9 protein-coding genes are annotated in these 12,262 nt (G+C 60.6%); 1 reads left to right on the top strand and 8 read right to left on the bottom strand.

Annotation, left to right across the window (positions count from 1 at the left end; genetic code table 11):
• Positions 1-55 precede the first annotated feature (55 nt).
• The 8 genes from ACSJLU_RS21195 to ACSJLU_RS21160 all read right to left on the bottom strand — a co-directional run bounded on the left by ACSJLU_RS21195 (position 56) and on the right by ACSJLU_RS21160 (position 11,066).
• The gene (locus ACSJLU_RS21195; protein ID WP_025304281.1) at positions 56-1,099 is read right to left on the bottom strand and encodes a substrate-binding domain-containing protein; all 1,044 of its coding nucleotides are present in this window, start codon (positions 1,097-1,099) and stop codon (positions 56-58) included.
• A 21-nt stretch (positions 1,100-1,120) separates the two neighbouring features.
• On the bottom strand, positions 1,121-2,530 hold the full coding sequence (locus ACSJLU_RS21190; RefSeq protein WP_127146379.1) for a glycoside hydrolase family 32 protein: 1,410 nt from the start codon (positions 2,528-2,530) through the stop codon (positions 1,121-1,123).
• Positions 2,530-3,900, bottom strand: a complete 1,371-nt coding sequence (locus tag ACSJLU_RS21185) for a sucrose-specific PTS transporter subunit IIBC (protein ID WP_043142125.1) — start codon at positions 3,898-3,900, stop codon at positions 2,530-2,532. Before ACSJLU_RS21185 ends, ACSJLU_RS21190 begins: the two co-directional genes overlap by 1 nt.
• 63 nt (positions 3,901-3,963) lie before the next feature.
• Positions 3,964-5,373 (bottom strand): carbohydrate porin, encoded by a 1,410-nt coding sequence (locus tag ACSJLU_RS21180; protein ID WP_025304278.1) that lies wholly within the window; start codon positions 5,371-5,373, stop codon positions 3,964-3,966.
• Between the two features lie 197 nt (positions 5,374-5,570).
• A complete protein-coding gene (locus ACSJLU_RS21175) occupies positions 5,571-6,497 on the bottom strand; it encodes an aminoimidazole riboside kinase (protein WP_025304277.1) in 927 nt (308 codons plus the stop codon).
• A 177-nt stretch (positions 6,498-6,674) separates the two neighbouring features.
• Entirely contained in the window at positions 6,675-8,201 is a 1,527-nt protein-coding gene (abgT, locus tag ACSJLU_RS21170) for a p-aminobenzoyl-glutamate transporter (RefSeq protein ID WP_025304276.1), read from the bottom strand.
• A gap of 100 nt (positions 8,202-8,301) precedes the next feature.
• A complete protein-coding gene (locus ACSJLU_RS21165; RefSeq protein ID WP_025304275.1) occupies positions 8,302-9,753 on the bottom strand; it encodes a M20 family metallopeptidase in 1,452 nt (483 codons plus the stop codon).
• On the bottom strand, positions 9,750-11,066 hold the full coding sequence (locus tag ACSJLU_RS21160) for a M20 family metallo-hydrolase (protein WP_197836178.1): 1,317 nt from the start codon (positions 11,064-11,066) through the stop codon (positions 9,750-9,752). Before ACSJLU_RS21160 ends, ACSJLU_RS21165 begins: the two co-directional genes overlap by 4 nt.
• 272 nt (positions 11,067-11,338) lie before the next feature.
• On the opposite strand from ACSJLU_RS21160, the gene ACSJLU_RS21155 reads away from it, so the two are divergent.
• On the top strand, positions 11,339-12,235 hold the full coding sequence (locus tag ACSJLU_RS21155) for a LysR family transcriptional regulator (protein ID WP_025304273.1): 897 nt from the start codon (positions 11,339-11,341) through the stop codon (positions 12,233-12,235).
• The last annotated feature ends 27 nt before the right edge of the window (positions 12,236-12,262 follow it).

The raw sequence follows: 12,262 nt of genomic DNA, 5'->3' as shown, positions 1-12,262 counted from the left end.
CGGCAGCACAACGATAAAGGGCGCTCAGGCGCCCTTTTTTATTGATACTGAGATATCACTCCCCGGCTAACAACGCCCGGGAACCGGCATGACGCCAGTGGATACGGCCCGGCAGATAAAGCGCATGCTGTTCCAGCGGCCGCTCGTCGATGAGCGCGGTCACCTGGTCGAAGCTATGCTGCGCCAGCGCCCGGCAGTCTTGCGCGACCGTATCTATCTTCAGCGTCATGCAATCGAACAGGTAGTGATCGTCGAAGCTGCACAGGTGGATATCGCTCTCCATCAGCTGATGCTGCGTCAGATAACGCAACACCCCTTCCAGCAGGCCACAGGCGGCGGTGAACAGCGCTTTGGGCGGACGCCCCAGCTGTGCGCACAGCTGAGCGAACATCTCGTAACCCGAACTGGGGTGGTAGCTGCCGTTGATGATCCATTCCGGTTTGCACGTGATGCCGGCGCGCTCCAGGCCAAGCTGGAAGCCGGCGAGGCGATCGCGGGTCGGCGAAATGCGCGGCTGCCCGCCGAGAAAATAGATCTCATCCGGATGTTGGCGCGCGACCTTTTCCACCAGGTCGGCGGTCGCATTAACCGAGTCGGTGATCACCAGCGGCAGTTCGGAGCCGGCGATCAGGCGGTCCATCTGCACCACCGGTAGCCCGGCGTTGATCTTCTGGTATTCGGCATCGTTCAACTGGCTGGAGGCGACGATCAAGCCGTCCACCTGCCGCTGTACCAGACTGTTCACCGCCATCATCTCCTGCGCCGGGTTTTCATCGGTGCAGGCGATCAGCAGCTGCAGACCGGCTTCGCGGCACAGCGTTTCCAGCTCGCGCGAAATCACCGCAAAGCCGTAGTTGGTCATCTCCGGCACCACCAGCCCCAGCGTGTGGCTGCGGTTGGAGCGCAAAGAGCGGGCGTGGATGCTGGGCTGATAATGGTGTTCGTGCGCCAGCGCCAGAACGCGGTCGCGGGTGTCGTCGGACACCCGATATTCCTTGCTGCGGCCGTTCAGCACCAGGCTGGCGGTCGATTTCGACACCCCGGCCAGCGTGGCGATGTCACTGATGGTAATGCGTTTATTTTTTTTCACTGACGCCATCTGAAGTCATCGGAGGATGCGTCATTCTAGCATGCATGGCGTCAGCGGCCAGTATTCCAACGCCAGCGGCGCGCTTCCGGACAGCCGCAGTTGCGGCTCGCTGGCCGGGAAGTAGCGCGCGCTCATCACCGCCTCGCCGCGGTTGATGAAGATCTCCACGCTGGAACGATCGAACAGCAACTGCAGATGCGTGACCGGGCCGCGCCAGTAACGGTGCTCCGGCTGGCCGTCGGCCAGGGAAGCGCGCGTCAGCTGCAGCCTTTCGCCGTCCCAGTTCAGCGTCATTGCCTCGCCAAACGCGGCGCTGAACGCGCCCTGCGGCGTTAGCTGCAGCTCCGCAGTCCCCAGCGCATAGGCGGGGGCATCATCGGCACGGCCTTGCCAGCCTGCTCGCTCGCCGCGCAGCTGTTGCAGCTCGCGCGCCGGGCGCTGGTGGAGGCGGCCATGCCGCAGCGACAGCTCGCGCGGGCAGGTCATGGTGTGGATCCAGCCGTAACGGCGCGTCGGATGGGCTTCTTCATCTTGCTCGGGCACGCCCATCCAGCCGAACAGCAGGCGGCGGCCATCTTCCGCCAGCGTCGTCTGCGGTGCATAGAACTCGAAGCCGGCGTCCAGCTCGCGAAATTCGCCGTGGCTGAAGGCCGGCTGCAGGTAATCCAGCTTGCCGAGCAGATAGCCGGCCTGATAACGGTTGAGATAGCGTTCCGGCTGCGGCGCCAGCCCCTGCGGGCAGCAGATCAACACGTCGGCGTCGTCCAGCGAGAACAGGTCTGGGCACTCCCACATGTAGCCGAATTCACCCAGGTCGTGCAGGCCGGAACCGGCGATCTCGCCCAGCGGTTGCCAGGCGCGCAGATCGCTGGAACGAAGCAGCAGCACCTTGCCGCGATCCTGCAAGTCACGCGCGCCGAGCACCATGTACCACGCATTCTGATGACGCCACACTTTGGGATCGCGTACGTGCCCGCTGTAGCCGTCCGGCAGCGGCAGCACCGGCCCGAGCTTGCGGTATTCGCCCCGATCGCTTTCCTGAGCCAGGCATTGATAGGCAGTGCGTGAGCCGTCGGGGAATTTCACATTGCCGGTGTAGATCAGCGTGATTTTATCTTCCGCCACCACCGCCGAGCCGGAATAACAGCCGTGGCTGTCGTAACAGGCACCTGGTGCCAGGGCGAGCGGCTGATGCGCCCAACGCAGCAAGTCGGTCGACTGCCAGTGTCCCCAGCACTTGTTGCGATGATCGCAGCCCAGCGGATTCCACTGATAGAACAGGTGATAAACGCCGTTGTGCTGGATGAAGCCGTTGGGATCGTTCAGCAGGCCAACGCTGGGCGCCAGATGCCAGGCCGGGCGGTGCGGATCGCGCAGCGCGCGTGGCTGGCCGTTCATGACCGCCTGCATCGCCTGTTTGATTAAGCTGAGTTCTTCCATCATTGCGCGTCCGTTTTATATTTCAACAGGAGGGAGAGTATGAAGGCGGTGCCAAACGCGATCGCCAGGCCGATGATATAGCTGACCAGCGAACTGGCCTGCACAATCGCCATGCCAGGGATCGCCGTCAGCCCGACCGCGTTCATACCGACGTGATTGGCCACCACCCAGGCGCCGCCGAGCGCGCCGCCCGCCAGCGCTGCCAGGAAGGGTTTCACGAAGCGCAGGTTGATACCAAACAGCGCCGCCTCGGTGATGCCGAGCATGGCGGAAAAGGCGGAAGGCACCGCGATGGCTTTGATTTTGGCGTCGCGGGTTTTGAAATACACCGCCAGGCAGGCGCCGCCCTGAGCGATGTTGGCCATCGACCAGATCGGCAGCAGGAAGTTGACGCCGATAGTGGGGTTGCCGAGCAGCCCGGCCTCTACCGCGTGGAAACTGTGGTGAATACCGGTGATGACGATAGCGGAATAGAGGCCGCCGAACAGCAGCCCGGCGAACCACCCCGCATGGGCGATCAGCGTGCTGAGCACGAAGGAGATGCCGTCACCCAGCGCGCGGCCGGCGGGGCCGATAAACAGCAGGGCGACAAAGCCTGAGATGACCACCGTCAGGAACGGCGTCAGGATCAGATCGAGCGCGTTGGGGATCACTTTACGCAGCCGTTTCTCCAGCAGGCTCATGAACCACACCGTCAGCAGCACCGGGAATACGGTGCCCTGATAGCCGATCATGGCGATGTCCAGCCCGAAGAAGTTCATGGTGTGGAACCCTCCGGCGACGCCCCAGGCGTTGGTCAGCGCCGGATGCGTCAAAATGCCGCCGAGTGTGGCGCCCAGGTAGGGATTGCCGCCGAATTCGCGTGCGGCGGTGAAGCCGATCAGAATCGGCAGGATAATGAACGCCGCCGAGCTGAACATATCCAGCATGATGAACAGCGCGCTGTTGGCATCGGCCCAGCCGTAGGTTTTCACCATGCCGAGCAACCCCATCAACAGGCCGGAAGCGACGATCGCCGGGATGATTGGCACGAAGATGTTCGACAGCAGGCGGGCGATGCGCTGCAGCGGGTTGAGCTTTTTCGCCGCGATATCGGCGGCTTCGGCCTTGCTGGATTCGCTGACGCCCGCCGCCTTGATGAATTCCGCATGCACCTTGTTGACCAGCCCGGTGCCGAAGATTACCTGGATTTGACCGGCGTTGCTGAAGCAGCCTTTGACGCCGTCCAGTTTGCCGATGGCCTCTTTGTCCACCTTGCTGTCGTCCACCAGCACCAGACGCAGGCGCGTGGCGCAGTGGGCGGCGCTGGCGATGTTCTCTTTACCGCCGAGCAGCGGCAACAGCGCGTTGGCGGTTGCGGTAATGTCCATGTTGTCCCCTTGCTAAATAAAAATGCCGCCGCGCAGTTTGCGACGCAGCGTCGTGAATCGATGTCAGAAGAAATACTTGAATCTGGCGCGCATGCCGTAACGTTGATCGTTGTCGCCGTTGGCGATCTTGTTGTCGGCGTTGGCTTCCAGCAGCGACACATAGGCGCCTAAATACAGATTGAAATTCTTCATATTCATAATGTTAGGTATCTGATACGACGCGTGAACGGTATGGATGTCGTAGTTGCCCGGTTCGCTGAGCGGGTTGTGGATATCGGCGGCGATCCCGGCGGTATTGAACTCTTTGATATTGTTATGGGCATAGATATAACCCAGTTCGAAGCGCCGCCACAGCACGTTCACGCCGGCGGTGAAGTCTTGCTCGCCTGAGGCATCCAGATAGGCGGTGCTCAGGTTGGCCACCACGCCGTTATCCGGGTTGGCGGCGCTGTTGTTCCAGCTCATCGTCATGCCGTAACCGTTGCGCTTGGACTGATCGACGAAGCGGCCCTGGCTGTCCTGATACCCGTAGGCGTTATTTACCACGTTGCTTTCCATTGCCGCCGCGATGCTGAAGGCGTCTTTTTTCCAGGCGATCACCGGGCGCAAATAGGCGACGTTTTTCTTATTGTCCAGGGCGTTGCCGTGATAGCGGCTGTCCTGGAACAGCGAAGTGCCGTCCTCCACCAGCGTGTTCAGCTCGAAATAGACATCACCGGCGTATTTGCTCAACATCAGGTTGCCGCCGCTGCTGCTGCGGCCGCGGCCTTCTTTCATCATGTAGATATAGCCGAAGCCGTCGGCGTACAGATCGTTGGCGGTATTGCCTGAGTATTGAATGAAAGTGTCCTGATTCAGCGGGAACATGTCGTAGGCTTCGAAGCGGCCGATTTTGGTTTGCCAGTTCTTTTCATTGCCGAAGAAGAAGGCAGCGTCATCCAGGTTCATTTTGCCGCTCATGTCTGCCAGCGGTTGCACGCTGAAGCCGGAGAAGTTGCCGTCCGGATTGCGGCGGTAGCCGTCCAGCCCGACCAGAATGCGGCCGTTGATATCCCAGCGTTCTTTGTTGCCAGGCTTCCAGTCTTTGTGGTCGCTGCCTTTCAGCGACGTCAGCTGGCCGCTGCGGCTGGCGCCGTCCAGATTGAACTCCACGTCGCCGTACAGTTTCAGATCATTGAATCCATTCAGTTTCAGTGCGCTGATCGGGGCAATTGGCGTTTGCGGCGCGGCGGTATGCTGCGCAATCTGCGCGGTTTGCCGTTCCGTGTTGGCGGTGCGCTGCTCCAGCTGTTGCGCCCGGCGTTCCGCCGCCGTCGCGCGGGTTTCAGCCTGTGCGGCGCGCCGTTCCGCCTGCGCCAGGCGCTGTTCCAGCGCGTTGAGGCGCGCCTCGATGCTGCCGCTGCCCGAGGCCGCTGCATTGGAAGCAGAGAGGAAAAGCCCTGTTGTTATCGCCAAATAGCTGAGTTTTTTCATCATCGTCTATCATCCGGGTAAGGGTTGTTATTATTTTTTGCTAAATTGCTAAACCGGTTTTTCATGGCGAAAGATAATGATCAAGAAGCGGGCTGGCAATCAAGTTTGCTAACCCGATTCAGCTATTGTGATCGAGTGCGCAAATCGTGGGGAGTAAAAGACCACGGCGCCCAGGGGATCGCCGTGGATGCAGGGGATCAGCGCAGAAAAGCGGTGAGCTCTTCGGCGCGGGGCAGGGCGGTCATGGCGCCTTTGGCGGTGGTGGCCAGTGCGCCGCAGGCCTGAGCCTGGGCGATAACCGCCGGCCACTGCGTTTCCTGCGGCAATTCGTGAAGGCGTGCCAGCGCCGCTAACAGCCCGGCGACAAACGCGTCGCCGGCGCCGGTGGTATCGACCGGCACGATCGACGGCGCGCGGAAATGGCGCAGGCGATGCCCATCGTGTACGCAGACGCCGTCGCCGCCCAGCGTCACCAGCAGCAGGCGTGTCGGGTAGGTTTGCATCATCCAGCGGATGCCGTTCTCTACATCGTCAAGGTGGCTGATGAAAGCCAGCTCTTCGCGCGACAGTTTCACCACGTCAGCCAGCAACAGCGCCTTTTGCAGGCAGGGGCGCAGCGCTTCCGGCTGGCGCCAGACCTCTTCGCGGATGTTGGGATCGAAACTGACCCGGCCACCGGCCGCCCGAATGCGTTCCATCGCCGCAAAGGCCGCGCTGCGGCTGGGTTCTTGTGAAAGCGCGATGGAGCAGAGGTGCAGCCATTCGCCCCGTTGGAAAGCCGGCAGATCGTCGGGCTGCAAAAACAGATCGGCGCTGGGCTGCACCATAAACGTGAATGAGCGCTCACCCTGCAGATCGAGATCCACCACCACCGTGGAAGTGTGGTGGTCGGGATCCGGTCTCATATGACCGATATCCACCCCTTCATCGCTCAGTACCTGCTGCAGAAAGGCGCCGAAGCCGTCTTGCCCCACACGCCCGATAAAAGCGCTGTCGCCACCGAGCCGGGCGATACCCACCGCCACATTCGCCGGCGCGCCGCCGGGGCATTTGAGATAACCGTTGGCATTTTCCGGCACCAGGTCGATCACGGCGTCGCCCAGTACCCATACGCGATTCATCATGCTTAATCCCTATTTTTGTCGTTGTCAGATGGTTAGCTAAAATAGAAGAACCGATTTAGCAAGGCAATGAAATAATCCTCAGAGCCGCTTGGGCAGTGAGGAAGATCAATCTTTCTACTGGGCTTGGGGGGAGGGAATCTGCCCCGCGAACCAGCGCGGGGCGAGATAGCAGAGCGTTTAGCCCAGCTTCGGATAGACGCCGGGACCGATTGGCAAGCCTAGCGCATACCAGACCAGCAGCAGCAAAATCCACACGCTGAAGAACACCAAAGGATAGGGCAGGATCAGCACGTAATAGGTGCCGAGCTGCGCGTCTTTGCGGTAGCGCTGCAGGAAGCCGAGGAACAGCGGCAGGAACGGCGACATCGGCGCCAGCGGCAGCACCGCAGAGTCGGCGATGCGAAAGATCATCTGGGCGAACGCCGGGTGGAAACCGAGCAGCATAAACATCGGCACGAAGATCGGCGCTAAAATTGACCAGATCGCCGAGCCGCTGGCGATGAACATGCACAGGAAGGCGGAGAGGAACATCAGGCCGAGAAATGCCGGTGCGCCACTCATGCCGGCGGCTTCCAGCATATCGGTCAGGCCGACGGCCATAAACTTGCCCATGTTGCTCCAGTTAAAGAACGCCACGAACTGCGACAGCGGAAATACCATCACGATAAAACCCGCCATGCTTTTCATCGGATCGAGCAAGTGGTGGGGAATATCGTCCGGCCGACGGATCTGTTTGGTGACTACGCCATAGGTAATGGCGACGGTGAAGAAGAACAGGATGATGATCGGCACGATACCCTTGATGAACGGGGAAGGGATCACCGAACCGGTGTTCGGGTCACGCAGCGGCGCGGCCTCCGGCACCACCAGAGCGGCGATGATGGCGATAAACACCAGCGCGGCGATACCGCTCATCATCAGCCCCCGGTTTTGCAGCGGGGTCAGCGCTGCGATTTTGTCTTCGGCGCTGCCTTGCCACTTCGGCAGACGGGGCTCGATAAATTTGTCGGTGAGCAGCGCACCTGCGATGGTCAGCACGACCACTGAGGTGGCCATAAAGTACCAGTTGTCGATCACGCTGACGTGAACCGCGCCATCCACCGCTTTGGTGGCTTCGGTACTGATACCGGAAAGCAATACGTCGGTGGTGACGATCAACAGGTTGGCGGTAAAGCCGGAGGCGACGCCGGCGATCGCCGCCAGCAGTCCGGCTATTGGGTGGCGGCCCACCGCCACGAACATCAGTGCGCCAAGGGGCGGCATCACCACCAGCGCGGCGTCCGACGATATATGACTGAAGAAGGCGATAAACAGCACCATATAACTGGCGTAGCGGGCGCTGACGCGCGAGGCCATTTTGTACATCAGCGCCTGCAGCAGGCCGACCTTTTCCGCCAGGCCGGCGCCTATCACCAGCGCCAAAATAGCCCCCAGCGGCGCAAAGCTGCTGAAGTTATGGATGATGTTGGGAAATATCCACTGCATGCCCGCCACGCTCATCAGATTATTCACCTTGATGAGCTCGCCGGTGGCCGGATTTTTCACCGCCACGTCGAGCCAGGAAAATAGCGCGGTGGCCAGCATAAGCACCAGGATCAAATAGACGAACAGTAAAAACGGATTAGGGATCTTATTGCCGATGCGTTCCACCCAGTAAAAAACGCGTCCGGGGCTTTTATTGATTGGCGTTGTGGCCTCACTCATGATTTTACCCTCTGTGTTTGCTCTGTTGTGTGATTGTTATTATTTGATTTATTTATAATTATGCTTAGTGGCCCGGTGAACCGGGCCCTGTCTGTTCATGCTATTTCAATGGGGAGGGTTTTACCCCCTGTGGGATAGGGCATCGATACGGCTGTTCGGCGCGTTGGTGCTCAAACTCGCTGCGGCAGCTCGCCAGCAGGGCGCTGTCGCTCAGCAGATCGATGGCGGTCGCCGCCATCACCTTGCCGGCCAGGCACATGCCCTTATGGGCGATAGCGGTGCGGCCCTGCGCCACCAGTTGCCAGGTGTGCAGAGGAGTGCCGAGTGCGAAACAGGGGCTAAAGCATTGGGCGGTTGGCGCCACCCAGCTCACGTCGCCAACGTCGGTAGAACCGTACAGCAGGTCGTCGGACTCCACATAAGGAGCGACCTCGTCCATCAGCACCTTATCTCCCAGCAGTTGTACCCACTCGCGCCCGGCTGCGCCACCGGTGCGGGCTATGTTGAGTTTGGCGTTGCGCAGATCGTCGCGGCTCAGCGTCTGGCGGATTTCCTCGGCGAAGCGGCGTTCGGCGTCGCTGTACTCGGGCAGACCGAAATCACACAGGTTTTGATACATCGCGCGTTCAAGACTGCGGTTCGGCACATAGTTGGAGCAGGCCTTGTCGAAGCGCACGTCCATCTGAGTGTCAGTCATCAGCGCTGCGCCCTTGGCGATGTTAATCACCCGTTGGTAAATGTCCTGCGCCTGGTCGAGCTGCGGCGCGCGGATCAGGTACAACACCTCGGCGTCGGCCTGCACCACGTTGGGGGAGCTGCCGCCGGTGTGGGTGACCGCGTAGTGCAGCCGCGCTTCCTGCACGATATGTTCGCGCAGGAAGTTGGCGCCGGTATTCATCAGCGTCACCGCGTCCAGCGCGCTGCGCCCCAGGTGTGGCGAGTTGGCGGCATGGGCGGCGACGCCCTTAAAGTGAAACGCCGCCTGAATGTTGGCCAGCGTGCTGGTGTTGAACATGCCGCTGAAGCCTTCCGGGTGCCAGGTGAGGGCGGCGTCGACGTCGTCGAACAGGCCTTCGCGCACCATAAAGGTTTTGCCGGAGCCGCCTTCTTCGCCTGGGCAACCGTAGAAGCGCAGGGTGCCGGTCAGCCGGTTCTGCTGCATCCACGCCTTGGCGGCGAAGGCGCCCGCCAGCGCCGCAGTGCCCAGCAGGTTGTGGCCGCAGCCATGGCCGTTGCCGTTTTCCACCAGCGGCTGCGGCGTGGCGCAACCGGACCGCTGGCTCAGCCCGGCCAGCGCGTCGTACTCGCCCAGCAGCGCAATGACCGGGTGGCCGCTGCCGTAGCTGGCGATAAACGCCGTCTCGATGTCGCCCACGCCGCGTTCGACCGAGAAGCCTTCCTGTTCCAGCGCATCGGCCAGCAACGTGGCGGAATAGGTCTCGTTGAAGCGCGTTTCCGGGTGATCCCAAATCGCGTCGCTCAGCGTGCTGAAGCGGGGTTGACGTTGGTCAATGTAGTCGTCGATAAATGCCTGCAGTTCTGAGTTGCTCATGCTCCGCTCCCGAATGTCGGCAGGTTCAGCGCCAGCGACGCCAGCGTTTTCACCGCCACCGCCATCACCTGTTCGTTGAAGTCGAATTTCTCGTTATGGTGCCCGGCGCTCAGCTCGGTGCCGAAAATGACGTATGAGGCCTGGCCGCCGCGGGATTTCACCCGTTCCATCATGTAGGTGGCGTCTTCTGAACCCGCCGCCTGTTCGCGGCGATCGACCACCGAGGTCAGCTCGGTTATCTGCTGCGCCTGGCGGCGGATATAATCCACCCACGGTTGGGTCGGTTTGCTGCTCTGCGCCGCGCCCATCAGCACGATGTCGCAGGCGACGCCGTGCATTTTGGCGGCGCCTTCGATGGCGTTCAGGGCCTGCTGATAGACGAACGTGTTGATCTCATTGGTGGCGCCGCGCGTCTCCACCTTCATAAACGCCCGATCGGCGATCACGTTGCGGCCGGTGCCGGCCTGCAGCACGCCGACATTGATGCGTGAGCTGCCTTCGCTGTGGCGCGGGATGGCGTAAAGCCCTAGCGCAGCCTGCGCCGCCGCCAGCAGTGCGTTGCGACCGTCTTCCGGCTTGGCGCCGGCGTGGGAGGCGACGCCGCGGAAGGTAACGTCCAGCTTGCTGGTGGCCATAAAGCTGTCGCTGCCACATACCAGCTCACCGGCCGGCACGCCGGTGCCGATATGCACCGCGGTGAAGAAATCGACGTCGTCCACCACGCCGGCCTCCACCATCGATTTTGCGCCGCGTGTGCCTTCCTCCGCCGGCTGGAAGATCAATTTGACGGTGCCGCTAAGCAGGGACTCCAGGCTTTTGAACACGTGCGCCAGCCCCAGGCCGATGGTGGTATGGCCGTCATGACCGCATGCATGCATCATGCCGCTGTTGCAAGAGGCGAAGCCTTCACGGAACGGCAGGTGTTCGGGTTCCAGCAATTCGTTGAGATCGAGGGCGTCCATATCCACGCGGTAGGCGATAGTCGGGCCGGGGCGGCCGGTATCGAGCGTTGCGACGATGCCGGCGAAGCCGCCGGAAAAATGCGGCAACCATTTTTCCAACGCGCCCTGATTGCGGGCGCGCAGTTCCTGCGCCTCCAGCTCATCGGACGAGGGCAGTCCCATGCGCGCCTCGGCCTTGATGACCTCGCGGCCTAGCTGCAGGCGGTAACCCAGCCGATCGAGTTCTTCCGCCACCAGGGTGGCGGTGCGGAACTCAAACCAGCCGGATTCGGCATAGCGGTGGAAGTCGCGGCGCCAGGCCTGCAATTGCGGGTACAGATCGGCCACCAACATCGAAAGCGAATTAGTCATAGTGATATCTCATAAGTTATCGCGCGCTGGATCGCTCCAGGCAGCAGTTATGCTCTGAACTGAAATCAGACGGTGATGCTCTTGCAAATAAAAAGGTGTATTTGGTTACTAACTGCCGTGAATGGCGCTTATTGGCGCAGAAAATGCGCTTAATTAAGCGAAATAAGAATTTGGTTATTTATTATGTTTTTTCCGAATGTACACAATGGAATCTGGCTAAATAAGATGCCAATATCTTGCTATTGATAAATAACGGTTATCGCCTTTCGCCTATGCCAGCCTCGATAAAATTGCACCAATTACGTGCATTTGTGGACGTTAGCCGCCAGGGCAGCATCCGCGCCGCTAGCCGTACCTCACGCCTTTCCCAGCCTGCACTGACCAAAGCCATTCAGGAGCTGGAAGAGGTGCTGGGCGCCAAGTTGTTTATTCGCCGTAGCCAGGGTGTGGTATTGACCGACTGTGGCGATAACTTTTTCCAGCATGCCAGCCTGATCCTTGAGGAGCTGCGGGTGGCGCAGGAAGATATTCAGCAGCGGCTGGGGTTGGCGGGCGGCACGGTGAATATCGGCGTTGGTGGCAGCATTGCGCGCACTGTGATGCCGCAGGTGGTCACTCAGTTTCATCGTGAGTATCCCAACGTGAAGGTGCGCATCGTCGAGGGGCAGCTGGTGTCGATGATCCCTGAACTGCGTCAGGGCGAGCTGGATTTTACCGTCAATACCTATTACCCCAGCAGCCTCGACAACGAGTTGCAGTACGAACGGCTGATGGAAAAAGAGTATCGGGTGGTGGTGCGCAAAGGGCATCCGATGGAGGGGGCAACCTCGCTGAAACAGCTGCAGCACTGCGACTGGACCATGCCGACGCCGAAAGGCAGTTATTACCGGCTATTGCACGATCTGTTCGGGGACTTGGGCATGGCGCCGTCGATCAGCGTAACCTGTGAGACCTTTATGGCCTGTACCAGCCTGGTGGCGCAGAGCGATTTTGTTAGCATTCTGTCGGTGGACGTGATTTCGGATCCGATTCTGGGCAAGCATTTGGTGCCGCTTGAGCTGGAAGAGAGTCTGCCGAAAGCGACGTTTTATCTTATCCAACGCAAGGACACCACCCTGACGCCGATGGGCGCGCACTTGGCGCGCCTGTTTCGTCTTTATTGTCGGTGATACCGAGGCCCCATCGGGGGCCTGGGT

The organism is Serratia bockelmannii (genome assembly GCF_051803255.1).
Classification (GTDB): domain Bacteria; phylum Pseudomonadota; class Gammaproteobacteria; order Enterobacterales; family Enterobacteriaceae; genus Serratia; species Serratia bockelmannii.
This window is presented reverse-complemented; position numbering and strand designations above follow the sequence as displayed.